The organism is Cupriavidus sp. GW822-FHT03E04 (assembly GCF_058801495.1).
In genome coordinates this window covers 315,962-338,741 of record NZ_JBXANI010000002.1, presented here as the reverse complement: position 1 = coordinate 338,741, position 22,780 = coordinate 315,962, and the positions used below count along the sequence as shown (strand labels likewise).

Genomic DNA, 22,780 nt, shown 5'->3' with positions numbered 1-22,780 from the left:
CGCAGCGCGTGCCACAACTTGTTGGAAACGATTCATGTCGCAACTCCTGACCGATTCGAACGATACGCTGCTGATCGAACTGCTCACCGAAGAGCTGCCGCCCAAGGCGCTGGCACGCTTGGGCGACGCCTTCGCGCAGGGCCTCTTCGCCGGCCTCTCCGAGCGTGGCTTGGTAGGTGACGGCGCCGCCGTGACCGCGTTCGCCACGCCGCGCCGGCTGGCTGCGCTGGTCACCAAAGTGCGCCGTAACGCGCCCGACCGCGAGCAGCGCGAGAAAGTGCTGCCACTGACCGTGGCGCTGGACGCCACCGGCCAGCCCACCGCCCCGCTGGCCAAGAAACTGGTCGCCCTGGCTAAATCGGTAGGCGTCGAGGCGATCGACTGGCAAACCCTGGAGCGCGCCTCCGACGGCAAGGCCGACGCCTTCTTCTACCGCTACACCGCGCGCGGCGCCGAACTGGGCGCCGGGCTGCAGGCAGCGCTGGACGACACCATCGCCAAGCTGCCCATCCCCAAGGTGATGAGCTACCAGCGCCCGGACGGCAGCACGGTGCATTTCGTGCGCCCCGCGCACAGTTTGATCGCACTACTTGGCACCGAGGTGGTGCCGCTCAGCGTGCTGGGGCTGCAGGCGGGCCGCACCACGCGCGGCCATCGCTTCCTCTCCAGCGGCGAGATCGAGATCGCGCATGCAGGCGAATACGCCGCCGTGCTGGCGTCGCAAGGCCACGTGCTGGCCAGCTACGCGGATCGCCGCGAACGCATCCGCACCGCACTGCTGGAGCAGGCGGGCGCCGACCAGGTCGTGATGCCCGATGCGCTGCTCGATGAAGTCAACTCGCTGGTGGAATGGCCGGTGGTCTATCCTTGCCACTTCGAGGAGGCCTTCCTCGAAGTGCCGCAGGAATGCCTGATCCTGACCATGCAGACCAACCAGAAGTACTTCGCGCTGACCGATGCCGCCGGCCACCTGCGCAACCGCTTCCTGGTGGTTTCCAACCTGGCCACCGATACGCCGGAGTCCATCATCAGCGGCAATGAGCGCGTGGTGCGCCCGCGCCTGGCGGACGCCAAATTCTTCTTCGACCAGGATCGCAAGAAGACCCTCGCCTCGCGCGTGCCGCAACTGGCCAACGTGGTCTATCACAACAAGATCGGCACGCAGCTCGACCGCGTGCAGCGCCTGCAGCAGATCGCCGGCCACATCGCCGACGCATTGGCCGCAGCCGGCATTGCCGTGGAAAAGGCGGCCGCCATGCGTGGCGCCGAACTCGCCAAGGCCGACCTGCTGACAGACATGGTGGGCGAATTCCCGGAACTGCAAGGCACCATGGGCACGTACTACGCGCGCCACGACGACGAAGCGCAGAGCGTGGCGCTGGCCTGCTCAGAGCACTACCGCCCGCGCTTTGCCGGCGATGCCCTGCCGGGCAGCCCGGTGAGCCTGGCCGTGGCGCTGGCCGACAAGCTGGAAACGCTGGTGGGCATCTGGGGCATCGGCCTGTCGCCCACCGGCGAGAAGGACCCGTTCGCGCTGCGCCGCCACGCGCTGGGCATCCTGCGCATGCTGGTCGAAACCCCGCTGCCGCTGTCGATCGACGCGCTGCTGGAACTCACCCAGCAAGCCTTCGCCGGCATTGCCGCGGTCAAGCCCGCGCAAGCCGCGATTGCCGATTTCCTCTACGACCGCCTGCGCGGCTACCTGAAGGACAAGGGCTACACCACCCATGAGGTCGAAGCGGTGGTGAGCCTGCGCCCGCAGCGCCTGGACGATATCCTGGCCCGCCTGGAAGCGGTGCGCACCTTTGCCGCCCTGCCCCAGGCCGAAGCGCTGGCCGCGGCCAACAAGCGTATCACCAACATCCTGCGCAAGAACACCGACCCCGTAGGCACGGTGCAGCCGGCCCTGCTCCAGGAAGCCGCCGAAAGCGCGCTGCACAAGGCGGTGGAAAGCGTGCGTCCGCAAGTGGATGCCGCCTTCGCCAACGGCGACTTCGCCACCGCGCTGCGCGACCTGGCACAACTGCGCGAAGCGGTCGACCAGTTCTTCAACGATGTCATGGTGATGGCCGAAGACCCGCAACTGCGCGCCAACCGGCTCGCGCTGCTGGCCTCGCTGCACGTGCTGGCCAATCGCGTGGCCGACATCTCCAAGCTGGCCGCGTAAGCGGGCCGGCACCACAACGGGAAGCCATCATGCCGCAGACACCGCCCAAGCTTGTCGTGCTCGATCGCGACGGGGTCGTCAACCTTGACAGCGACCAGTTCATCAAGACGCCGGACGAATGGATCCCCATCGATGGCAGCCTGGAAGCGATCGCAGCGCTCAACCAGGCCGGCTATCGCGTGGTGATCGTCAGCAACCAGTCCGGCATCGGACGCGGCCTGTTCGAGATGAGCGCGCTCAACGCCATGCACGAGAAGATGCACAAGGCGCTGGCCAACCTTGGCGGGCGCGTCGACGCGGTCTTCTTCTGCCCGCATACGGCGGCGGACGGCTGCGATTGCCGCAAACCCAAGCCCGGCATGCTTGAGCAGCTGGCGGAGCGCTTCGGCGTCGAGCTCAAGGGCGTGCCGCTGGTGGGCGACTCCCTGCGCGACCTCGAAGCCGGGCTGGCGGTAGGCTGCGCCCCGCACCTGGTACTGACCGGCAAAGGCCCCAAGACCGAGAAAAAGGGCGGCCTGCCGACCGGCACGCTGATCCACGACGACCTGCGCGCCTTTGCGCGCTGGCTGCTCACCGGCGATGGCGCCCCGCGCCAGGCCGGCTCCTGAACCCAACTCCCGTACCGATGATTTTTCTCCGCTCCTTGCTGTTCGCGTTGTTCCTCCTGGTACTGACGCCGCCCTATGCCTGCGCGTGCTTCATCGTCTTTCCGTTCATGAACGCCGACCGCCGCTACCGCTTCGTGCGCGGCTGGCCGCGGCTGGTGACCGGTGCGGCCGCGCTGATCTGCGGCATCCGCTACCGCTATGAAGGCCGTGAGCATTTCGATGCCATGCTCGACAAGCCGGTGGTGGTGCTGTCCAAGCACCAGTCGGCGTGGGAAACCGTGGCCTACCTGGCCACCATGCCCAAGCCGATGTGCTTCGTGTTCAAGCGCGAACTACTGATGGTGCCCTTCTTCGGCTGGGCGCTGGGCATGCTCAAGATGGTGCACATCAACCGCAAGGAAGGCACCCGTGCCTTCGCCTCGGCGGTGCGCCAGGGCCGCGAGCGGCTGGCCGAAGGCGCCTGGATCATCATGTTCCCGGAAGGCACGCGCACCCCGTCGGGCCTGGAGAAAACGCGCTACAAGAGCGGCGGCGCCCGCCTTGCGGTGGAGACCGGCGCATGGGTGATCCCGATGGCGGTCAACTCCGGCCGCCTGTGGCCGCGCAACTCGTTCCTCAAGTACCCGGGCCTGATCACGGTCTCCGTCGGCGCGCCGATCTCGTCGGCCAACAAGACGGCCGACCAGGTCAATCAAGAGGTTGAGGCGTGGATCGAACAAGATATGCGTAGAATCGACGCCGAGAGCTACCGGAGCAGAACGCCCGCATGAAATTGCTGCGCCCGACCCCCGACTCCCCCGGTTCCCAGATGGAGCTGCCGCTGTCCGACGCCCTCACAGGCGAAGACAGGGCGCCCGGCATGGTGCCAGGCGGGTTGGCGCCGGCGCAGCCCAACTCCCCGACGGCGCAGCCCTGGCCCCAGCCGCAGCCCAATGCACGACGGCTGCTGGTGGGCGAGCGCGCCGTGCACTACACGCTCAAGCGCTCGTCGCGCCGTACCATCGGCTTCACCGTGGACGACCGCGGCCTGTCCATCACGGCGCCGCGCTGGGTCACGCTGGCCGACATCGAGTCGGCCATTCTGGAAAAACAGCGCTGGATCTTCAACAAGCTGGGGGAATGGCAGCACCGCGAAGCCCGCCGCGTGCTGCCCACCGTGCAATGGCGCGACGGCGCCAGCCTGCCCTTCCTGGGCAAGCCCATCACGCTGCAGCTGGAGTCTCCGGCCGGCGTGCTGCTGTTCGATGCCCAGACCTGCATCCTTCATCTCGCGCTGCCCGTGCATGCCGACGAGCAGCAGATCAAGGATCGCGTGCAAGGCTGGCTGCAACATCAGGCGCGACGCCTGCTGGCACAGCGGCTCGATATCTACGCGGAAAAGCTCGGCGTGCGGCATAGCGCGTTTGCGCTGACCTCCGCCGCCACGCGCTGGGGCAGTTGCACCGCCGACGGCAAGATCCGCCTGAACTGGCGTTTGATGCATTTTCCGCTGTCGATGATCGACTACGTGGCCGCCCATGAGCTGGCGCATCTCAAGGAGATGAACCACAGCCCGAGGTTCTGGGATACGGTGGCATCGATCTTTCCGGAGTTCCGTGATGCCCGCGCGCAATTGCGGGCCCACCCGCCCGAGTTGCTGCCCACGTTCTAGGCTGGGCCTTTGATTTGAAACGGGGAAATGGCACACCTGGGCCAAGGCAAACCGATTGCTTCCATCCCGTTTAGAATAATCGACCTATCCCAAAACAAGATCAGGCCTCTCCCAAAATGCGACTCCTCCACACCATGCTCCGCGTCGGCGACCTGCAACGCTCGATCGACTTCTACACCCGCATCCTCGGCATGCAGCTGCTGCGCGAGAGCGACAACACCGAATACAAGTACCGCCTCGCCTTCGTCGGCTACGGCGCGGAATCCGAAACCGCCGTGCTAGAGCTGACCTATAACTACGGCGTGGAAAAGTACGAGATGGGCACCGCCTACGGCCATATCGCGCTGGAAACCGATAACGCGGCAGCCACCTGCGAGCGCATCCGCGCCGCCGGCGGCAACGTCGTGCGCGAGGCCGGCCCGGTCAAGGGCGGCACCACGGTGATCGCTTTCGTCGAAGATCCGGACGGCTACAAGATCGAGCTGATCGAGCGCAATTCCACGCGCGACGCCAGCCGTCCTTGAGGTGAGCGCGTCGCTGCCAAGCCGGCGCCCGCTCGACGGCACAGCCGTCACGTTGATGGTGGTCCTGTGCGTGGCCTGGGGACTGCAGCAAGTGGTCATCAAGGCGACGGCGCCACTGATGGGCGCCGTGCTCCAGGCTGGCGTGCGCTCGGCGGTGGCAGCCGTGCTGGTGTTCGGCTTTGCCGCCTGGCGCCGCACGCCGCTGTGGCAACACGACGGCACGCTGGGCGCCGGGCTGCTGGCTGGCCTGCTGTTCGGCGCCGAGTTCTTCTGCATCTTCGTCGGGCTCGGCCACACCACGGCTTCGCGCATGGCGGTGTTCCTCTACACCGCGCCCATCTTTACCGCACTCGGCCTGCATCTGAGCGTCGCCGGCGAACGCCTGCGGCGCGGGCAATGGCTGGGCGTCGGGCTAGCCTTCTGCGGCATGGCCCTGGCCTTTGCCGATGGCATCGCCACACCGGCCGTGCATGGCGGCAGCACGTTACTGGGCGATGCGCTGGGGATCCTGGCCGGCTTCCTCTGGGCCGCTACCACGGTGGTGGTGCGCGCCAGCCGGCTGGCTTCGGCAGCGCCCAGCAAGACGCTGCTCTATCAACTCGCAGTGTCCGCGGTGATGCTACTGTCCATGGCGCTTGCAGCCGGGCAGCATCTGCATGCGCGCGTCGACGGCATGGTGGTCGCCAGCCTGTTCTATCAGTCGGTGCTGATTGCATTCGCCAGCTACCTGACGTGGTTCTGGCTACTGCGCCAGTACCTGGCTTCGCGCTTGTCGGTGTTTTCGTTTTTGACGCCGCTGTTCGGGGTGGCGTTTGGCGTGGTGCTGATGCATGACGCCGTGGGCATGCGGTTTGCGATTGCCGCGGTGCTGGTGTTGGGGGGGATTGGGTTGGTGAATCGGCGGGAGTAAAGGGGCTGGGTGTAGTGGCTGCAACTGCAACTGCAACTGCAACTGCACCTGCACCTGCAAAATCAGCTTCAGATTCAAGGGCTTAACTGCAAATTCAACGACAGTTTCACCACCCCTGCGGGGCGGCGACCTACTTTCTTGTCTTGCCAAGAAAGTAGGCAAAGAAGGCGCCCCATACGGCCTAGGTGAACCTTTACGGCTCGCTTCGCATCGCCATGGGTGTTTCCCGCCCCCAGGCGGGAAACACGGCCGAACCAGCGCGAGCGCGATGTCGTCAAATCACCATTCGGTGTAGCCGTGATTTCCGCCCCCAGGCGGCAATCACCTGCCCGCGATGCGAAGCGAGCCGTCTGGGTTTTCATCTCCCGTTATGGGGCGCCTCGTCGGCAGGCAAAAAGAGCGGAAAAGAGGGGGCCATGTCTGAGCATCGCCTTAAGGCGATGTGAGTTTGGCCCCCGGCCGCTCTTTTTGCCTGTCGACGAGGGGGGGTCGCCCCATCCGGGTCGCTTCTTTGCCTACTTTCTTGGCGAGACAAGAAAGTAGGTCGCCTCCCCGCAGGGGAGGTGAAACTGCAGTTGAAGTTGACGTTAAGCCGTTGCAGTTGAAGTTCACCCCCCACCCGAACACAATCACAAAACCCTCCGCCGCCCGAACACAACGCCTTCCCCTCCCACCATGCCCTCCTTCGAATCCAAACTAGTCCCCCCCGACAACCCAACCGCGCTAGCAGAAAAACTAGCCACCCTCCCCCGCCCGCTAGTCTTCACTAACGGCGTCTTCGACATCCTCCACCGCGGCCACGCCACCTACCTGGCGCAAGCCAAGGCCCTGGGCGCCAGCCTGGTAGTCGGCGTCAACAGCGACGCGTCAGTGCGCATGCTCGGCAAGGGTGACGACCGTCCCCTGAACCACGAATCGGATCGCATGGCGCTGATCGCGGCGCTGGCCTCGGTAGATCTGGTCGTGATGTTCCGCGAGAAAACGCCGGTCGAGCTGATCCGGCTGGTGCGCCCGGACATCTATGTCAAGGGCGGCGACTACGACATCGATACGCTGGAAGAAACCCGCCTGGTGCGCAGCTGGGGCGGCCAGGCGCATGCCATCGCGTTCCTGCACGACCGCTCCACCACCAAGCTGCTGTCCAAGGTACGCCAGGGCAGCTGAGCGAAGCAGCAAGCGCTGACGCACGGCTCAGGTGCAGGTCAGCAAGTCCTGCGCGCCATAGCGCTGGCGCATCTCGTCGAGCCGCGTGCGCAGTGCCGCGTCGGCGTTGCGCACGCGCAGCCACTGGCGCGTCAGCGGATGCGGCGTATCGGTCAGCACCGCGGTGCGCACGCCGTGCTCGCGCAGGTTGTCGAGGAAATGCTCGGCATGCTCGCGCTCCTGGAACAAGCCCAGTGACACCGTATAGGTTTCCGGCGAGCCGGCGCTGACCACCGATACATCGGTGATATTGCGCCGGCGCAACTCGCCGAGCTTGCGCTGCAGGTTCTCGCGCGAGGCCTGCGGCGGCAGGTGGACCCACCAGCGCGCCTGCTCCTGCCGCTCGAACTGTTCCACGCGCCAGGCGCCGGGCGGCGCGCCGGCCAGCTCATCGGCCACCTTGCGCACCAGCTCCCCGTTGAAACCACCGATCTCGACGCAAGCCATGGCTGGCGCGGCGGCTTGGGGAGTGGCTGCGGTTGTGGTTGTGGTTGCGGCTGCCGCAGTGGCGGGCTCGGATGCCGCCCGCTTGCCGCTTGCCTGTGGCATCTGTCGGAAGCGTTCGGCGCGCGCCTGCTGGGCAGCGCGTTCGGGCTCTCGCGCGCTTTCCAGCCAGCCGGCCAGCGGCTGTGGGCCGAACGCGCCCAGCACGGCAGCCAGCAGCAGCGCATTGACCAGGACCAGCAGGATGAAAAGGCTTCGTTGGAGCATTGGGGGCGATGCAGGGGTGGCGCGACGGGGTGAAGAGGCGATGCGGTGTGATGCTGTGTGATGCGGTTCAGCCCGCTGTGCCGACCGGGCTTTGCGAGGCCATCACATGCAGGCCGAGCAACACGAGATTATCGTGCATCTCGAACGGCATGGAGAGCGCGTTTGCCAGCACATGGCGAGCGCCGCCGGAGAGCAAGCAGCGCACCGGCCCGCGCTCGCACAGCGCGCGCCAGGTGCGCTCCACGGCACCGGCCTGGGCCGCCAGGCAGCCGGCGGCGATCGCGTCGCGGGTGTTGTCGGCCCAGGGCGTAGCCAGCCCGGCATCGCTCACGTCCAGGGACGGCAATTGCGCTGTGTTGCGCGCCAGCGCGCCCAGCATCAGGTCCAGGCCAGGCAGGATCAGGCCGCCTTCGAAACGGTCCTGCGCGCTCACCACGTCGAGCGTGGTGGCGGTGCCGGCGGTGACGATCAGCAAAGCGCCCTCGGGGCGGTAGCAGCGCGCGCCGATGCTGCCGATCCAGCGGTCGACGCCGAGCTGCGTGGGCTCGCGGTAGCCGTTGACGAGGCCGCCGAAGCGCGGGCCCGAGCGTACCCAGTTCACACCGATGCCGGGGCCGAACACGGTGTCGAGCGTGGCTTGCAGGCTGGCCGCGATGGCCGGGCCGGCCACGTTGCTGACCCACACCAGCGGCTGCGCGCCGGGCGCGCGCAGCGACGCCCATTGCGCCACCAGCGTGGCCAGTTCGCCGTGGGCCACCGCGCCGCCGTGCGGCCAGGGCGTGGGCAATGGCGTCTCGTGCAGCACGGCGCCGGACCAGGCCTCGTCGCACCAGGCCCATTTCAGGCGGGTGTTGCCGATATCGATCAGCAGTTGCGGAACTCGCGGCATACCGGCGCTGGTGCCGCTCATGCGCCTGCCCCTCTGTCCGCCGCTTTGTCCGCCAAACGCAGCGACACTTCGCCGCTGGCAATGCGCTCCAGGCCCGAGGGCGTTTCCAGCAGCAAGTGGCCGTCGCCGTCAACGCCGCGCGCCAGGCCTTCGGCCTGCACGCGGCCGTCGTGCAGCAGGCGCACCGGCTGGTCGCGATAGGCGTCGCGCGCGGACCAGCGGGGCGCCATCGGCGCAAAGCCCTGCGCCAGGAAATCCTCGCGCATCACCGCGAGCCGGTTCAGCACCGCAGCCAGCAGCACGGTGGGATCGCAGCCCGGCAGGAATTCGGTCACACCAGCCAGGCTGCGCCCGAGCGCGGCTTCCATCTGCGCATCGCGCACCAGGTTCAGGCCAATGCCGATCACGGCCCAGACCCGCTGTGGCCCCGCCGGCACCGACTCGATCAGGATGCCGGCCAGCTTGCGGCCGTCGATCTGCAGGTCGTTAGGCCATTTCAGGCCAACGGCGCCGCCGAGGCGCGCGTCGCAGTCGCCCAGCGCCTCGGCCAGCGCCAGCCCCACCGCCAGGCTCAGCCCGCTCAACTGCGAGGGCGCCAGCGGCAAGGGCAGCGCCACCGAAAACGTCAGCCCCGCCTGGCCTTGCCAGGGACGCCCCTGGCGGCCCCGCCCGGCGGTCTGCCGATAGGCCAGGCGCAGCGTGGCGGACTCGGTCCACGGCGCGCTGCGGCAGGCCAGCGTCAGGTCGGCGTTGGTGGAGCCGGTCTCGTCGACCACGCCGAGGGTCCAGCCGCGCGCGGGGCCGGTGAGCGCGGCGCGCAGGCGGTCGGGGTCGATGCGCCAGGCTTGCGCGGGAGCGGCGGCCGCAGGGGTCGGGTCTGGCGTGGGCAAGGATTTGTCAGCGGACATGCGTTTCGGCGATGGACAGCACAATGGGCACAAGCAGCTACGCATTGTAGCCGTGCGAATCCACGGCCGAGGCGCTGCGCACGCCCGCTGACGCTGCGGGTGGCATAGAATCGGGACTTGCCCATCACTTCTCCCCCTGCTTTGGAAAGCCCTACCACGCCAGCCATAGAAGTGACGCGCGCGGACGGAGCGCAAACCGTGCAACTGCGCGGCGACTGGACAGCGCTTGCGCTCTCCGATTGCCACCGCGCCCGCGCGCTGCGCAACGAGCTGCACTCGATCGCCGCGGACGCGCACTGGTCGCTGGCAAGCCTCGCCCGGCTCGATCACATCGGCGCACAGCTGATGTGGCAGGCCTGGGGCGGCAAGCTGCCCGAGAAGCTGGAAGCCAACGAGGCCCAGCGCCGCGTCTTTACCCGCATCGCCGGGCTGCGCCGCGAGAACTGGAAGAAACATATGGTGGACCGGTTCAATCCGGTGACCCTGTTCGGCGCCTCGATCCTGTCGATGTTCTCGCAGCTCGGCAATGGCGTGACCATGCTGGGCCAGCTGGCCTTCGACCTGCTGCGCCTGGCGCGCGCGCCGCAGCGCGGCCCCTGGCGCGAGATCTCGGCCAATATCTACAACGTCGGCTACAAGGCGCTCGGCATCACGGCGCTGGTCGGCTTTTTGATCGGCATCGTGTTGTCGTACCTGTCGGCCAACCAGCTGCGCACCTTTGGCGCGAGCATCTTTATCGTCAACATCCTCGGCATGGCGGTGATCCGCGAGCTGGGCCCGGTGCTGGCGGCCATCCTGATTGCCGGGCGCTCGGGCTCGGCCATCACCGCGCAGATCGGCGTGATGCGGGTCACCGAGGAGCTCGATGCGATGCGCGTGATGGGTATCTCGCACGGCTTCCGGCTGATCATGCCGCGCGTGATCGCGCTGGCCATCGCCATGCCGCTGCTGGTGGCGTGGACCGACGTGCTGGCGCTTACCGGCGGCATGCTGGCCGCGCACTTCCAGCTGGATATCAGCGCGGCCTTCTTCCTGCGCGCGCTGCCCGATGCGGTGCCGGTGGCCAACCTGTGGATGGGCCTGGGCAAAGGCGTGGTGTTCGGCATCCTGATCGCGCTCACCGCCTGCCATTTCGGCTTGCGCATCGAGCCCAACACGCGCAGCCTGGGCGAAGGCACCACCGCCTCGGTAGTGACCTCGATCACCGTTGTGATCGTGGCCGATGCCATCTTCGCCATCCTGTTCAAGGACATCGGCTTATGACTACCGCCACGACCGCCACCGCAACGCCGCCTTCGGGCACCGTGCAGCACGCCCCGCGCACCACCGTGATCGAGGTACGCGACCTGGTCAAGCGCTTTGGCGAGGCGGTTGTGCACGACCACCTCAACCTCGATGTGCATCGGGGCGAAGTGCTGTCCATCGTCGGCGGCTCGGGCAGCGGCAAGACCGTGCTGCTGCGCCAGATCGTGGGGCTGGAGCGGCCCACCTCCGGCACCATCCGTGTGTTCGGCGAGGACCTGACCAAGCTCGACGCGGCCCGGCTGCAAGCCCTGCGCAACCGCTGGGGCCTGCAGTTCCAGCGCGGCGCGCTGTTCTCCGCGCTGTCGGTGATCGACAACATCGCGCTGCCGCTGCGTGAACTTCGCACCCTGCCCGACGATCTCATCTGCGCGGCGTCGCTGCTCAAGCTGCAACTGGTGGGGCTGTCAGCCCGGGATGCGGACAAGATGCCGTCCGACCTGTCCGGCGGCATGATCAAGCGCGTGGCGCTCGCACGTGCCCTGGCCCTGGAGCCGGAGCTGGTGTTCCTGGACGAGCCCACCGCCGGGCTGGACCCGATGGCCTCGGACGACTACGTGGCACTGATCCGCGAACTGCGCCGCGAGCTGGGCCTGACCGTGGTGATGGTGACCCATGACCTCGACACCCTGGTGGCGCTGTCTGACCGCGTCGCGGTGCTGGCGGACCACAAGGTACTCGCCGCGCTGCCGATCCGGGAACTGGTGCATATTGACCACCCGTTCATCCACGAGTATTTCCTGGGCGAGCGCGGGCAGCGCGCCATGCAGGCGCTCCCGGCCTTGCCGGACGCGGCACGCGCGGCAACGCATGCGGCAACACCCGCAGGCCCGCAATCTGGAGAAGCATGATGGAAAACAAGTCACACGCCTTCCTGGCCGGCGTGTTCACGATTGGACTCGCCATCCTGGTGCTGTTCGCGATCTTCTGGTTCAGCAGCGACCACGCGGTGCGCGTGCCGTATGACCTGATCACCCGCTCCACCGTCAACGGGCTGGGGCCGCAGGCCGACGTCAAGTACCGCGGGCTGGACGTGGGCAAGGTGGTGTCGATCCGCTTCGATCCGACCGTGCCGGGCCAGATCATCGTGCGCATCAGCGTCAACCAGGACACCCCGATCACCCACACCACCTATGCCACGCTCGGCTTCCAGGGCGTGACCGGGATCGGCTACGTGCAGCTCGACGACACCACCGCGCAGGAAGGCGGCACGCCGTCGCCGCACCTGGCCACCTCCTCCAAGTCGGTGGCGCGCATCATCATGCGGGCCGGCTTCTTCGAGGAGCTGGAAAAGCGCGGCGACAGCTTGCTCACGCAACTGGAAACGATCATGGGTTCGCTCAACGACATGTTCCAGGCCGACAACCGGCGCGACCTGATGGAGGCGATCCGCTCGGTGCACAAGACCGCCGACGACTACTCGCAACTGGCCAGCTCGATCGCGCCAGCCGTGCGCCAGTTGCCGCAGGTGACCGAAAACCTCAACGCCACGCTGGCCTCCACGCGGCGGCTCACCCAGGAACTGGCCAGCCCCGACGGTACCGTGATGCGCACCGTCGACCGCGTCGGGCGCGATCTGCAGGGCGCCGCCGATTCCGTGCAGTCGGCCGCTGGCGGCGTCTCGCAAGACACGCTGCCGCAGATCAACGGGCTCGCGCGCGATGCGCGCCAGACCATGCGCAGCATCGACCGCGCCGCCAGCCAGTTCAACGACAGCCCGCGCAGCGTGCTGTTTGGCGGCCCTCCCACCGTGCCGGGCCCGGGCGAGCCCGGCTTCCAGGCCCCCTGACGCGGACCGCATGCTCTCATGCCGCGCACCTACGCACTCGCCGCACGCACACCACGCCTGGCCCGCCAGGCTGGCGCTGCGAATCCTTCGAGCAAACCAAGGCACATCATGATGCGCAATGCCCAAACCCGGCCGGACGGACGCGACACACCCGGCACCTTCGCCCTGCCGCGCCGGCTGGCCGCCGGCGTCGCGCTGGCCTGCCTGCTGCTGGGCGGTTGTGCCCTGACGCCTTCCGCGCCCACCATCACCTACGATCTGGGCCCCCCGGCAGGAGCCGCACCTGACGCCGCGCACCTGCCCAAGATGCGCGTGGCGCAGACCGATGGCCCTACCTGGCTGGACGGCAACTCGCTGTACTACCGGCTGCACTACGCCCAGGCGGAGCGCCTGCAGCCCTATGCCACGCAGCGCTGGGTGATGTCGCCGGTGCGCCTGTTTGACGACCGCCTGCGCGAAGCCGTGGCCTCGCGCGGCGCACTGACGTGGTTCGGCGACACGACCGCGCCGGCGCTCAAGATCGACATGCTGGAGTTCGAGCAGGTGTTCGACAGCGCCAGCGCCAGCCGCGGCGTGATCCGCGTGCGCGCCACGGTATTTCGCAGCGGGCTGATCGGGCAGAAGACCTTCGTGGTGGCGCAGCCCGCCGCCACGGCCGATGGCGCCGGCGGCGTCAAGGCGCTGGCCACCGGCAGCGATGCCGCCATTGCGGCGATCCTGGACTGGGTGGCAACGCTGCCGCTGCAGTAAGCGGGCCGCGCATGGCATCGGCTCCCGCGCCGCTCGTTCCCCCGCCACCGCCGCCGCGCCACTCGCCGCTGGCGCGGGTGGGGCTGTTGTGCTTCGCCCTGCTGGTGGTCTATGGCAGCCTGTACCCGTTCACGGGCTGGACCGACAACGGCATCTCCGCGCTGGCCTTCATCACCGCGCCCAAGCCCCGCTACCTGACCGGGTTCGATCTCATCACCAACGTGCTGGGCTACTGCCCGCTTGGCGCGCTGGTGGTGCTATCCCTGCACCCGCGCATCTCCGGCGTGCGCGCCGTGCTGCTGGCGCTGGTGGCGGGCACGCTGCTGTCGGGCACCATGGAAGCGCTGCAGACCTGGCTGCCCAACCGCGTCTCGTCCAATATCGACCTGATGACCAACGCGCTGGGCGCACTGCTGGGCGGTGCCGCGGTGGCGCCCTTCTCGGCCGCGCTGATCGATCGCGGCTCGCTGCGCCAGCTGCGCATGGCGTGGTTCGAGCCGCACGCCAGCTTTGCCATCATCCTGATCCTGCTGTGGCCGTTCGCGCAGATCTTCCCGCAGGATCACCTGTTCGGCATGGGCGCGATCGTGCGCGAGTGGCTGACCGACCCCGATTCCTGGCCCGTGCAGTGGCTGCAAGGCGTATTCCCGGGGCTGCCCGACCTGATCGAGAACATCAGCCTGCTGCGGCCGGACGACGTGCAAGGGCAGCAATTGCTGGAGTCACTCGTTACCGGATGCGGCTGGGTGGGCACCGGGCTGTTTGCCTCGATCGCCATGCGCAGGCAGGCGCCGATGCTGCGCATCCTGGCGGCCTTGCTGGCCAGCGCGCTGCTGCTCAAGGCGGTGGTGGCCGAGATGCAGTTCCCGGACGACAACGCCTTCAACTGGCTGTCCGAAGGCGGCCGCTTTGCCCTGTTGACGGGCTCGCTGGTACTGGTTTTGCTGCTGCGGCTGCCGCGCTGGCTGCGCGGCGCGCTGGCGCTCGCCACGCTGATGCTGCTGGTGATGCTGTCCAACCTGCTGCCCGCCAATCCATACTCCTGGATCTCGGAGCAGGGCTGGCGGCTAGGCCGTTTCATCCACTTCAACAGCCTGTCGCAATGGCTGGGGTGGATGTGGCCGTTCGTGGCGTTGTGCTACCTGATCTGGCGCTTCGAGCAATTCCAGCTGGATCGCCGCAGCCTGCGGCGTGCGCGCCGCAAGGCGAAGCGGCTGGCGGCGCGCGCAAGTGATGGCAGCGGCGATGGCAACAATCGGGAGGATGCCACGCCTCCGGGCGCCTGAGCGGCGCCTCAGTGCGTCTGGCCGCCCTGCTCGCGGATATCGCTGGTGGTGGCAAGCGCCGTGGTCACCGCGCAGCGGATGCCTTCGATCATCAACGCCAGCGACAGGCTGGGCTGCCCCGGATGGCGCGCCGCCTGCTCAGGCAAATAGGGAATATGGATGAAGCCGCCACGGATCCCGGCAGGCACGCCTTGCGTGGCAAGCAGGTGCATCAAGCCGTAGAACACGTGGTTGCAGACGAAGGTGCCCGCGGTCTGCGACACCGATGCGGGCACGCCTGCGGCGCGCATGTCGCGCACGATGGCCTTGATCGGCAGGCTGGAGAAATACGCCGCCGGGCCTTCTTCGGCGATACGCGTGTCGACGGGTTGCGCGCCCGCGTTGTCGGCGATGCGCGCATCGTCGACATTGATCGCCACGCGCTCCACCGACATCTCAGGGCGCCCGCCCGCCTGCCCCACCGCGATCACCAGCACGGGATTGATCGCGTCGAGCAGGTCGGCCAGCGCATCGTTGGCGGCGCCGAACACGCAGGGCAACTGGCGCGCGACGATGATCGCGGCGTCCAGGTCATCGGGCCCGTTGCCGATGCGCACGCCGTCAAGCGCGCGCACCGCTTCCCAGGAAGGATTGATGGGCTCGCTCTCGAACGGCTCGAAGCCGGTCAGCAGCACGGTACGCATGGCAGGGACTCCCGGCAAGAAGCCCGGTTGCCCGGGCCCCTGGCCAATCATTCGCGGCGGGGCCGCGTTCTTACATCAGGAAATACAGCAGCACGATATTGGCCACCAGGACCATCAGCGCGGTTGGCACCTGCGCCCGGATCACGGCGTTCTTGTCATCAAGCTCCAGCAGCGCGGCCGGCACGATGTTGAAGTTGGCCGCCATCGGCGTCATCAGCGTGCCGCAGTAGCCGGAGAACATGCCGATGGCCGCCATCACCGCCGGGTTGCCGTGGAACATGTTCACCAGGATGGGCACGCCGATGCCGCCGGTCATCACCGGGAAGGCGGCAAAGCCATTGCCCATGATCACGGTAAAGAGCGCCATGCCCACGCAATACACCACCACGGCCACGAGCTTGTAGTCCATGTTGATATAGGCCGTGGTCAGGTGCGCCACCGCCTTGCCCACGCCGGCATCGGCGAACACCAGGCCCAGCATGGCCAGCATCTGCGGCAGCACCAGCGCCCAGCCTAGCGACTCGGTCAGCCGGCGCGATTCGCGCACGCCCTGCACCACCGTGTCGCGGGTGAGCCAGCACGCCACGCCCAGCGCCACCAGGCAACCAATGCCAAGCGAGACGAAGGTGACGTTCTTGGGATCGAGCAGCGCCAGGCCGGCGACCTTCACGTCCTTGAACAGCAGCGTGCCGATCACGGTCACCAGGGGAATCAGCAGTGCCGGGATGAACAGCTTGTTGCCCAGGCGCTTGGCCGAGGCGCGGCGCTCGGCCTCCGGCAGCGTGCCGTGCTTGCCGTGGCCCACGCCACCAAAGCCCGCGATCAGCGCCATCACCACGGCGCCGATGCCGACGATGGCCGGCGGCAGCTTGTCGCCGATCAGGAAGACCAGCGCATACAGCGCCCAGAACAAACCCGTGCTGAGCCGGCGCGGATGGTCGCCGTCGGCGAAAGTCATCAACGCCGTGATGGCCAGCACCAGGCCGGCGAGCCAGTAGAGATAGTCGATGGAAATGATCATGGCTTACTCCCCGCTCTTGGCCGCCGAGGCAGCGCCAGCCGTTGCAGCGGACTTGCCGCCCACTTCGCGCTCCAGCCACATGTCCAGGCGCTTGAGGCGCACGGCGTGGATCAGGAAGGCGCAGATCGCGGTGGGGATGCCCCACACGGCGATATGCAGCGGTTCCACGTCGATGTTGGACGACAGCAAGAAGGTGTGCATCAGCGCGATGGCGCCGAAGGCCACGAAGATGTCTTCGCCAAAGAACAGGCCGACGTTATCGGTGGCCGCGCAGAAGGCCAGCACGCGCTGGCGGATCGGCTCGGGCAGCTTGCCGAAGCGGGTCTCGGCCGCGCCTTCGGCCATCGGGGCCAGCAGCGGGCGCACCATCTGCGGATGGCCGCCGAGGCTGGTCAGGCCCACCGCGGCGGTAAGCTCGCGCACGCCGAGGTAGACGATCAGCAGGCGTCCCACGGTGGCCGACGCGATGCGCGAGATCCACGCCTGCGCGTGCTCGCGCAGCCCGTGGCGCTCGAGCAGGCCGATCACCGCCAGCGGCAGCAGGATGATGAGCGGCAGGTTGCGCGTCTTGACGAAGGCGGTGCCGATCGCCGTGAAGATCTGCATGACCGGCATGGTTGCCGCCAGCCCGGTGGCGATGGCGGCAAGCGCCACCACCATCATGGGGTTGAAGCGCAGCACGAAGCCAAGGATGATGATACCGACCCCGACTAGGGGCCAGAGGTTGACTGCCTGTTCCATGAGAGACACCAATAGAGTGTGATGGAGGCGAGTGCCCTCGCGTCGCGTCATGCTGCTCGACACCCGCGCGGGGCACAGTGAAAACCGGAAGCCTGGGGGCGCGTCCGTTAGGTGTGGCGTGCCCCTCAGACTCCGGCGCGGATTGCGATGCCTTCGGCGCCGAGCCGCTCGCGGATGCGGCGCGCAAAGGCAAGCGCGTGTGCGCCGTCGCCGTGCAGACACACGGTTTCGGCGCGAATCGATACATAGGTGCCGTCGATGGCGCGCACGCGCTGCTCGCGCACCATGTCCAGCGTCTGGCCCAGTGCCACGTTCTCGTCCTCATGCAGCGCGCCGGGCGTGCCGCGCTTGACCAGCGAGCCGTCGGGGTTGTAGCCGCGGTCGGCGAAAACTTCTTCCTTGACCTTCAGGCCGGCTTCGCGCGCCACCTTCACCATGACGCTGCCGGCCAGGCCGAAGAAGACCAGGTCGGAGTCGAAGTCGCGCACCGCGCGCACGATGGCGTCGGCCAGCTTGGGATCCTTGGCTGCCTGGTTGTAGAGCGCGCCGTGCGCCTTCACGTGGGCCAGTTGGCCGCCTTGGGCGCGCACCAGCGCGGCCAGGGCGCCGATCTGGTAGAGCGTGTTCGCGTACACCACCTCGGGATCGAGCTGCATCTCGGTGCGGCCGAAGTTCTCGCGGTCGGGATAGCTCGGATGCGCGCCGATGGCGACGCCCTGCTCCAGGGCCCACTTCACGGTCTGCAGCATGGTGGCGGCGTCACCGGCGTGCCAGCCGCAGGCCACGTTGGCCGAGCTGATCAGCCCCAGCAATTCGCGGTCGTTGCCGCAGCCTTCGCCGAGGTCGGCGTTCAGGTCGATATGCATTGCGTTGCTCCTCACCGGTCTTGCGGCTTGTGTTGAGGTTTTGGGGTTGCTGTCGTTTCTGTCGTTCGGTCGTTCTGAGGTTCCGTCGTTGCGCGTTTGGCGGCTCAGGCCACGGCAGCGCGGGTACGCGTGCGCCGCCGCGAGGCGATCGCCATGCCGTCACCCTGCCACTGCAGCGCCTGGTCCAGTTGCTGCAGGTACCGGTCCAGCTCGGCCTGCGCCGCGGCGGCCTCATCCAGCGTGACGCGCACGAAGCGCACCGGCGCACCCAGCGGCACCTGCGCCAGCCGCCACAGGTCGGCGCCGATCACCACGCCGATCTTGGGATAACCGCCGGTGGTCTGCGCGTCGGCCATCAGCACGATGGGCTGGCCGGCCGGCGGCACCTGGACCACGCCCGGCAGCACGCCATGCGAGAGCAGCTCGGCCGCGCGCTCGGGCTGGCGCGCCAGGGCCGGGCCTTGCAGGCGCAGGCCCATGCGGTTGCTGTTGGGGGTGACGATCCAGTCGGACTGCCACAGCGCTTCGCGCGCGGCGGCGTCGAAATCCTCGTACTCGATGCCGGTCAACATGCGGATCGGCATCGCGTCGCCGAGCTTCTTCACCGGCAGCGCCCAGGATGGCGCCTGCACGCCCAGCCAGTCGCTGTCCTCGGCTACGCCGGGCCGGCCCGCATCCAGGCGGTCGCCTTCATGCAGGGCGCGGCCACCCAGGCCGCCAAAGCCGGCCTTGAGGTCGGTGCTGCGCGAGCCCATCACCGGCGCGACAGCGATGCCGCCCGCCACGCACAGATAGGTACGTGTGCCGCCCTGCGCCGCCGACAGCGTCAGCGTTTCGCCGCGGCGCACGTCGAAGGCATGCCACGACCAGACCGGCACGCCGTCCAGGTTGGCCCGGCATTCGGCGCCGGTCAGCGCCACGCGCATGTCGGCATGGAAACGCACGGCGGCGCGGCCCAGCGTGAATTCGATGGCGGCGTCGCCCGCCGGATTGCCCAGCAGGCGGTTGCCGATGGTGAGCGCGACGGCATCGAGCGCGCCCGCGGTGCCCACGCCAAAGCGGCGAAAGCCGGGACGGCCAAGGTCCTGGACCGAGGCCAGCGCGCCGGGTCGGGTGATTTCGATCATGGCAGCAGCGCCTCGACGACAAAGCGCACGGTATCCCCGGGCGCGAACAGGGAAGGCGGATCGCGGTCTGCCAGGAAGAGTTGGCTGGTGGTTTGCCCGATCAATTGCCAGCCGCCGGGGGCGGCTGCCGGGTAGATGCCGGTCTGCTCGCCGCCGATGCCGACCGTGCCCGCGGGCACGGACAAACGCGGCTCGCGCCGGCGCGGCGTGGCCAGCGCCGGGTCCAGGCCGCCCATATAGGCAAAGCCGGGCTGGAAGCCGAGGAAGTAGACGACGTACTCGCCCGCGCTGTGGCGGCGTACCACTTCCTGCACCGTAAGGCCCGTATGCGCCGCGACTTCAGCCAGGTCGGGGCCATGCTCGCCGCCGTAGCGCACCGGGATCTCGACCAGCTTGCCGGTGGCGGCACGCGCTTCACCGGAAGCCCAGGCGAGCTTCAGGTTGCGTTCCAGCGCTTCGGGATCGGCTTCGCGGTCGAACACCACGGTGAGATTGTTCATGCCCGGCACCGCATCGACCACGCCGCGCCACTCGGCCGCGCGCTGGGCCATGGCCCAGATACGTCGCTGTACATCTAGCGAGGCCGGCGGGGACACGCTGCACAGCAGTGCTTGCTCGGCCAGGCGGTGAACGGAACATCGGGTCATGGGCGGCACCAGCGGGGGGACCTGTCTTGCAGTGTAGGCGGGCGCGCTGTACTAGTCAGGCGCGGTGCCGGCTGCGACGGGTCCGAGAGTGAGATCGCTATTTCATCGATGATTTATCGATAAATTCATAATAACCAAACAAGAAGATGCTGTGGCTAGGTGTTGACCCTAGGCACGAGGTGCTACGTCTTCATGCGGGATAGCGTTGGCGCACCGCCTCGGTGCGGGTGCCGGACGCGGCGATTGGATCCGGTGCAGGAGCGCCCGGTGCGGCGCTTGCGTCGCATCGGCCCTGCTCGATATGGGTGCGCGCGGACACACCGGGCCAGACTTGCCGGAGAGGAGAGATTTCAGGAAAACTTGGCTGGCCGTGGCGCGAATGCAACGCCAGGAGGGCCCGCAACGGGGTGCCGCGGGCGAAAAAACGGCCGGGTGGATACCGGCCGATCGAACTGCTCACAACGTTGACCCTGCGCTGGGTGGTCTCCCCTCTCCCGCTTGCGGGAGAGGGGGCGGGGGAGAGGGCGGGCGCTCGTTATGCCGTCGTGCTGGACAAAACCGAGGGCTCCGCTTCAAGTGGCTCCTAGCTAAGCCACCCCTCTCCCCAGCCCTCTCCCCCTGAGGGGAGAGGGAGCGACAGCCGTCGTCATGGCGCGGGGTTTTGGCCCGTTCGACCTCAGGCGAACCCGGCCTTATGCGCCTGCTCGTCCGCGTGGTAGGAGCTGCGCACCATGGCGCCCACGGCGGCATGGGTGAAGCCCATCTTGTAGGCCTCGGCCTCGAACATCTTGAAGGTGTCCGGATGCACGTAGCGCATCACCGGCAGGTGGTGGCCCGACGGCGCCAGGTACTGGCCGATGGTCAGCATGTCGATGTCGTGGGCGCGCATGTCGCGCATGACTTCGAGGATTTCCTCGTCAGTCTCGCCCAGGCCCACCATCAAGCCGGACTTGGTGGCCACGGCCGGATTGCGGCGCTTGAACTCTTGCAGCAGCTTGAGCGAGTGCGCATAGTCGGCGCCCGGGCGGGCCTGCTTGTACAGACGGGGCACGGTTTCCATGTTGTGGTTCATCACGTCCGGCGGGCCGGCTTGCAGGATGTCCAGCGCCTTGTCCAGGCGGCCGCGGAAGTCCGGCACCAGCACTTCGATACGGGTGGCCGGCGACAGCTCGCGGGTCAGCGTGATGCAATCGACAAAGTGCTGGGCGCCGCCGTCGCGCAGGTCGTCGCGGTCAACGCTGGTGATCACCACATAGTTCAGCTTGAGCTGGGCGATGGTGCGGGCCAGGTTGCCCGGCTCGTTGGCATCCAGCGGATCGGGACGGCCGTGGCCCACGTCGCAGAACGGGCAGCGGCGGGTGCACTTGTCGCCCATGATCATGAACGTGGCGGTGCCCTTGCCGAAGCACTCGCCGATGTTCGGGCAGCTGGCTTCCTCACATACCGTCACCAGGTTGTTGGCGCGCAGGATGTCCTTGATCTCATAGAAGCGCGAGCTGCCCGTGGCCGCCTTGACGCGGATCCACTCGGGCTTCTTGAGCTTCTCGGCCGGCACGATCTTGATGGGGATGCGCGCGGTCTTGTCCGCCGACTTCTGCTTGCGGGTCGGGTCGTACTGCTCCGCCTGGGGTTGCGGGGCTTCGCTGGAAGTGGCGATCAGGGCGTCGCTCATAGAGTTCTCCGCACGCGCGGTGCGTGCATATTCGGCTGGATGACTAAGTGGCCAGGGCCGCGGCGGTATTCCGTTGGGCCGCCAGGGCGCGCTCTTGCGCCTCTGCCAGCACTTCACACAGCGCCGCCGCAAGGCGCCGCGCGATATCGGCTTGTTGTGCCGCGGTCACGGGCAAGCGGGACGCACCCGCCGCATCGGCCACCGCGAAGGTGGCGCCCGCCGTTGCCATGTCGACCGTTTCCAGGCCGGCATAGCCGCAGGGGTTGATGCGCAGGAAGGGCGCGAGGTCCATCTGCACGTTGAGGCTGACGCCGTGATAGCTGCAGCCATTGCGGATCTTGAGTCCGAGCGCGGCGATCTTGGCGCCCTGGTGCTGGCCTTCGGAAAGGTAGATACCAGGCGCGCCGGGCTTGCGTTCGGCTGCGAGATTATACGCCGCGAGCGTATCCAGCACGGCCTGCTCGATCGCATGGACGAGTTCGCGCACCATCAGGTAGCGGCGGCGCAGGTCGAGCAACAGATAGGCCACGACCTGGCCAGGACCGTGATAAGTGACCTGACCGCCACGATCGATCCGCACGATGGGGATCGCATCGTCAGGGGCCAGAACATGCGCAGGATCTCCCGCCTGGCCGAGGGTATAGACCGGGGGATGCTCGACCAGCCAGATCTGGTCGGGAGTGTCGGGGGTGCGTGCGGCGGTAAAGGCGCGCATCGCGTCGAAACAGGGTTCGTACTCTTGCCGGCCCTGCTCGATGACTTGTATCGATTGCATCCCGGCAGTTTAGCGAAAAGGGGCGGATCTCACAGGAGGCCGCCCCTTTTCTGGTGTGTCTTTCGGTGTGTCTTTATGACGTTGGCGCTGCGTCCTTGCTTGCCGGCCTAGAATGGATCAGCCGCAGATGGCCACGCACGCGGCCATCTGCATCGGTATCCGCTGGCTCAGGAGGCCGTGACCTGGTCCTGGTTAGGCGTCCACTCGGTGCCTCGAACCAAACGCCGCGCCATGCGCGCCACCAGGTGCGACACATTGGTTGCCGGCCGGCGGGCTTCAGCGATCAGGGCCAGCCGTACCGGCTCTGCCGCGCGCGGGTCCACGCTCAGCGTGATTTCGTCGCCGCTGTTAAGCAGCAGGCTACCGCCGCAACGCAGCCAGTAGTCTTCCGAATCGCCTTCGCGGGTGACCCAGACGTCGGTCCCCGTGGCCTCTTCCACACGCAGGCGCTGGCCGGCGTGGATGGAAAGGGAGGTAACTTCGCCCGGGCTCAGGGTGAACAGGGTCGTTGTGAGCAATGTTTTCATGTTGGGCATCCTTCGCTGACATC

At 67.6% G+C, this 22,780-nt stretch carries 24 protein-coding genes; 12 read left to right on the top strand and 12 right to left on the bottom strand.

What is annotated here, in order from left to right; genetic code table 11:
- Nucleotides 1-34: 34 nt before the first annotated feature.
- The 7 genes from glyS (at nt 35) to rfaE2 (ending at nt 7,024) form a co-directional block, all read left to right on the top strand.
- A complete protein-coding gene (glyS, locus tag AC1RQC_RS03575; RefSeq protein ID WP_492376004.1) occupies nt 35-2,167 on the top strand; it encodes a glycine--tRNA ligase subunit beta in 2,133 nt (710 codons plus the stop codon).
- Between the two features lie 29 nt (nt 2,168-2,196).
- On the top strand, nt 2,197-2,775 hold the full coding sequence (gene gmhB, locus AC1RQC_RS03570) for a D-glycero-beta-D-manno-heptose 1,7-bisphosphate 7-phosphatase (RefSeq protein ID WP_492376005.1): 579 nt from the start codon (nt 2,197-2,199) through the stop codon (nt 2,773-2,775).
- Nucleotides 2,776-2,792: 17 nt separating this feature from the next.
- Nucleotides 2,793-3,545 (top strand): lysophospholipid acyltransferase family protein, encoded by a 753-nt coding sequence (locus tag AC1RQC_RS03565; protein WP_043343766.1) that lies wholly within the window; start codon nt 2,793-2,795, stop codon nt 3,543-3,545.
- On the top strand, nt 3,542-4,426 hold the full coding sequence (locus AC1RQC_RS03560; RefSeq protein WP_492376006.1) for a M48 family metallopeptidase: 885 nt from the start codon (nt 3,542-3,544) through the stop codon (nt 4,424-4,426). Before AC1RQC_RS03565 ends, AC1RQC_RS03560 begins: the two co-directional genes overlap by 4 nt.
- A gap of 116 nt (nt 4,427-4,542) precedes the next feature.
- Nucleotides 4,543-4,950, top strand: a complete 408-nt coding sequence (gene gloA / locus AC1RQC_RS03555) for a lactoylglutathione lyase (protein WP_492882463.1) — start codon at nt 4,543-4,545, stop codon at nt 4,948-4,950.
- Between the two features lie 55 nt (nt 4,951-5,005).
- Nucleotides 5,006-5,860 (top strand): DMT family transporter, encoded by an 855-nt coding sequence (locus AC1RQC_RS03550; RefSeq protein ID WP_492376016.1) that lies wholly within the window; start codon nt 5,006-5,008, stop codon nt 5,858-5,860.
- A gap of 675 nt (nt 5,861-6,535) precedes the next feature.
- Nucleotides 6,536-7,024 (top strand): D-glycero-beta-D-manno-heptose 1-phosphate adenylyltransferase, encoded by a 489-nt coding sequence (gene rfaE2, locus AC1RQC_RS03545; protein ID WP_492882462.1) that lies wholly within the window; start codon nt 6,536-6,538, stop codon nt 7,022-7,024.
- A gap of 27 nt (nt 7,025-7,051) precedes the next feature.
- On the opposite strand, the gene AC1RQC_RS03540 is transcribed toward rfaE2, so the two are convergent.
- The 3 genes from AC1RQC_RS03540 to AC1RQC_RS03530 form a co-directional block, all read right to left on the bottom strand.
- On the bottom strand, nt 7,052-7,774 hold the full coding sequence (locus tag AC1RQC_RS03540; protein WP_492832853.1) for an SPOR domain-containing protein: 723 nt from the start codon (nt 7,772-7,774) through the stop codon (nt 7,052-7,054).
- 67 nt (nt 7,775-7,841) lie between these two features.
- Complete coding sequence (locus tag AC1RQC_RS03535) at nt 7,842-8,684, bottom strand: type III pantothenate kinase (RefSeq protein ID WP_492376536.1); 843 nt, start codon at nt 8,682-8,684, stop codon at nt 7,842-7,844.
- Entirely contained in the window at nt 8,681-9,571 is an 891-nt protein-coding gene (locus AC1RQC_RS03530) for a biotin--[acetyl-CoA-carboxylase] ligase (RefSeq protein ID WP_492810367.1), read from the bottom strand. The genes AC1RQC_RS03535 and AC1RQC_RS03530 overlap by 4 nt, the downstream gene beginning before the upstream one ends.
- Before the next feature lie 141 nt (nt 9,572-9,712).
- On the opposite strand from AC1RQC_RS03530, the gene AC1RQC_RS03525 reads away from it, so the two are divergent.
- The 5 genes from AC1RQC_RS03525 to AC1RQC_RS03505 all read left to right on the top strand — a co-directional run bounded on the left by AC1RQC_RS03525 (nt 9,713) and on the right by AC1RQC_RS03505 (nt 14,698).
- The gene (locus AC1RQC_RS03525; RefSeq protein WP_492376547.1) at nt 9,713-10,834 is read left to right on the top strand and encodes an MlaE family ABC transporter permease; all 1,122 of its coding nucleotides are present in this window, start codon (nt 9,713-9,715) and stop codon (nt 10,832-10,834) included.
- Complete coding sequence (locus AC1RQC_RS03520; protein ID WP_492376538.1) at nt 10,831-11,724, top strand: ABC transporter ATP-binding protein; 894 nt, start codon at nt 10,831-10,833, stop codon at nt 11,722-11,724. Before AC1RQC_RS03525 ends, AC1RQC_RS03520 begins: the two co-directional genes overlap by 4 nt.
- Nucleotides 11,721-12,662, top strand: a complete 942-nt coding sequence (locus AC1RQC_RS03515; protein WP_492376539.1) for an MlaD family protein — start codon at nt 11,721-11,723, stop codon at nt 12,660-12,662. Before AC1RQC_RS03520 ends, AC1RQC_RS03515 begins: the two co-directional genes overlap by 4 nt.
- A 111-nt stretch (nt 12,663-12,773) precedes the next feature.
- Nucleotides 12,774-13,412, top strand: a complete 639-nt coding sequence (locus tag AC1RQC_RS03510) for an ABC-type transport auxiliary lipoprotein family protein (protein WP_492376548.1) — start codon at nt 12,774-12,776, stop codon at nt 13,410-13,412.
- A gap of 11 nt (nt 13,413-13,423) precedes the next feature.
- Complete coding sequence (locus tag AC1RQC_RS03505; protein WP_492376540.1) at nt 13,424-14,698, top strand: VanZ family protein; 1,275 nt, start codon at nt 13,424-13,426, stop codon at nt 14,696-14,698.
- An 8-nt stretch (nt 14,699-14,706) separates the two neighbouring features.
- Here the strand turns inward: AC1RQC_RS03505 and pcp are convergent, their stop codons facing one another.
- The 9 genes from pcp to AC1RQC_RS03460 all read right to left on the bottom strand — a co-directional run bounded on the left by pcp (nt 14,707) and on the right by AC1RQC_RS03460 (nt 22,757).
- Nucleotides 14,707-15,381 (bottom strand): pyroglutamyl-peptidase I, encoded by a 675-nt coding sequence (pcp, locus tag AC1RQC_RS03500; protein ID WP_492882461.1) that lies wholly within the window; start codon nt 15,379-15,381, stop codon nt 14,707-14,709.
- A 70-nt stretch (nt 15,382-15,451) separates the two neighbouring features.
- The gene (locus tag AC1RQC_RS03495) at nt 15,452-16,402 is read right to left on the bottom strand and encodes a DUF979 domain-containing protein (protein ID WP_492882460.1); all 951 of its coding nucleotides are present in this window, start codon (nt 16,400-16,402) and stop codon (nt 15,452-15,454) included.
- 3 nt (nt 16,403-16,405) lie between these two features.
- Nucleotides 16,406-17,143, bottom strand: a complete 738-nt coding sequence (locus AC1RQC_RS03490; protein ID WP_150992661.1) for a DUF969 domain-containing protein — start codon at nt 17,141-17,143, stop codon at nt 16,406-16,408.
- Nucleotides 17,144-17,268: 125 nt separating this feature from the next.
- A complete protein-coding gene (gene pxpA / locus AC1RQC_RS03485) occupies nt 17,269-18,009 on the bottom strand; it encodes a 5-oxoprolinase subunit PxpA (protein WP_492376543.1) in 741 nt (246 codons plus the stop codon).
- 104 nt (nt 18,010-18,113) lie between these two features.
- Nucleotides 18,114-19,136: a 5-oxoprolinase subunit C family protein gene (locus tag AC1RQC_RS03480; protein ID WP_492376544.1), complete on the bottom strand. Its 1,023-nt coding sequence runs from the start codon at nt 19,134-19,136 to the stop codon at nt 18,114-18,116.
- Nucleotides 19,133-19,783 (bottom strand): 5-oxoprolinase subunit PxpB, encoded by a 651-nt coding sequence (pxpB, locus tag AC1RQC_RS03475; protein WP_492376545.1) that lies wholly within the window; start codon nt 19,781-19,783, stop codon nt 19,133-19,135. The genes AC1RQC_RS03480 and pxpB overlap by 4 nt, the downstream gene beginning before the upstream one ends.
- A gap of 676 nt (nt 19,784-20,459) precedes the next feature.
- Nucleotides 20,460-21,455, bottom strand: coding sequence for a lipoyl synthase (gene lipA, locus AC1RQC_RS03470; protein ID WP_492376790.1), 996 nt, complete (start codon nt 21,453-21,455; stop codon nt 20,460-20,462).
- A 43-nt stretch (nt 21,456-21,498) separates the two neighbouring features.
- The gene (gene lipB, locus AC1RQC_RS03465; protein ID WP_492832860.1) at nt 21,499-22,230 is read right to left on the bottom strand and encodes a lipoyl(octanoyl) transferase LipB; all 732 of its coding nucleotides are present in this window, start codon (nt 22,228-22,230) and stop codon (nt 21,499-21,501) included.
- Nucleotides 22,231-22,397: 167 nt separating this feature from the next.
- Nucleotides 22,398-22,757 carry a DUF2917 domain-containing protein gene (locus AC1RQC_RS03460; RefSeq protein WP_492376791.1) on the bottom strand — a complete coding sequence of 120 codons (360 nt, stop codon included), beginning with the start codon at nt 22,755-22,757 and terminating at the stop codon, nt 22,398-22,400.
- Nucleotides 22,758-22,780 lie beyond the last annotated feature (23 nt).

Bases quoted from the DNA above. Each gene is read 5' to 3' on its own strand.
- AC1RQC_RS03480 (WP_492376544.1), bottom strand. From the start codon at position 19,136: ATGATCGAAATCACCCGACCCGGCGCGCTGGCCTCGGTCCAGGACCTT.
- AC1RQC_RS03520 (WP_492376538.1), top strand. From the start codon at position 10,831: ATGACTACCGCCACGACCGCCACCGCAACGCCGCCTTCGGGCACCGTG.
- AC1RQC_RS03495 (WP_492882460.1), bottom strand. From the start codon at position 16,402: ATGATCATTTCCATCGACTATCTCTACTGGCTCGCCGGCCTGGTGCTG.
- AC1RQC_RS03530 (WP_492810367.1), bottom strand. From the start codon at position 9,571: ATGTCCGCTGACAAATCCTTGCCCACGCCAGACCCGACCCCTGCGGCC.
- lipA (WP_492376790.1), bottom strand. From the start codon at position 21,455: ATGAGCGACGCCCTGATCGCCACTTCCAGCGAAGCCCCGCAACCCCAG.
- AC1RQC_RS03510 (WP_492376548.1), top strand. From the start codon at position 12,774: ATGCGCAATGCCCAAACCCGGCCGGACGGACGCGACACACCCGGCACC.
- gmhB (WP_492376005.1), top strand. From the start codon at position 2,197: ATGCCGCAGACACCGCCCAAGCTTGTCGTGCTCGATCGCGACGGGGTC.
- AC1RQC_RS03550 (WP_492376016.1), top strand. From the start codon at position 5,006: ATGGTGGTCCTGTGCGTGGCCTGGGGACTGCAGCAAGTGGTCATCAAG.
- pcp (WP_492882461.1), bottom strand. From the start codon at position 15,381: ATGCGTACCGTGCTGCTGACCGGCTTCGAGCCGTTCGAGAGCGAGCCC.
- AC1RQC_RS03515 (WP_492376539.1), top strand. From the start codon at position 11,721: ATGATGGAAAACAAGTCACACGCCTTCCTGGCCGGCGTGTTCACGATT.
- pxpA (WP_492376543.1), bottom strand. From the start codon at position 18,009: ATGCATATCGACCTGAACGCCGACCTCGGCGAAGGCTGCGGCAACGAC.
- AC1RQC_RS03535 (WP_492376536.1), bottom strand. From the start codon at position 8,684: ATGAGCGGCACCAGCGCCGGTATGCCGCGAGTTCCGCAACTGCTGATC.
- glyS (WP_492376004.1), top strand. From the start codon at position 35: ATGTCGCAACTCCTGACCGATTCGAACGATACGCTGCTGATCGAACTG.
- lipB (WP_492832860.1), bottom strand. From the start codon at position 22,230: ATGCAATCGATACAAGTCATCGAGCAGGGCCGGCAAGAGTACGAACCC.
- AC1RQC_RS03540 (WP_492832853.1), bottom strand. From the start codon at position 7,774: ATGCTCCAACGAAGCCTTTTCATCCTGCTGGTCCTGGTCAATGCGCTG.
- AC1RQC_RS03560 (WP_492376006.1), top strand. From the start codon at position 3,542: ATGAAATTGCTGCGCCCGACCCCCGACTCCCCCGGTTCCCAGATGGAG.
- AC1RQC_RS03565 (WP_043343766.1), top strand. From the start codon at position 2,793: ATGATTTTTCTCCGCTCCTTGCTGTTCGCGTTGTTCCTCCTGGTACTG.
- AC1RQC_RS03460 (WP_492376791.1), bottom strand. From the start codon at position 22,757: ATGAAAACATTGCTCACAACGACCCTGTTCACCCTGAGCCCGGGCGAA.
- pxpB (WP_492376545.1), bottom strand. From the start codon at position 19,783: ATGACCCGATGTTCCGTTCACCGCCTGGCCGAGCAAGCACTGCTGTGC.
- AC1RQC_RS03490 (WP_150992661.1), bottom strand. From the start codon at position 17,143: ATGGAACAGGCAGTCAACCTCTGGCCCCTAGTCGGGGTCGGTATCATC.
- AC1RQC_RS03505 (WP_492376540.1), top strand. From the start codon at position 13,424: ATGGCATCGGCTCCCGCGCCGCTCGTTCCCCCGCCACCGCCGCCGCGC.
- gloA (WP_492882463.1), top strand. From the start codon at position 4,543: ATGCGACTCCTCCACACCATGCTCCGCGTCGGCGACCTGCAACGCTCG.
- rfaE2 (WP_492882462.1), top strand. From the start codon at position 6,536: ATGCCCTCCTTCGAATCCAAACTAGTCCCCCCCGACAACCCAACCGCG.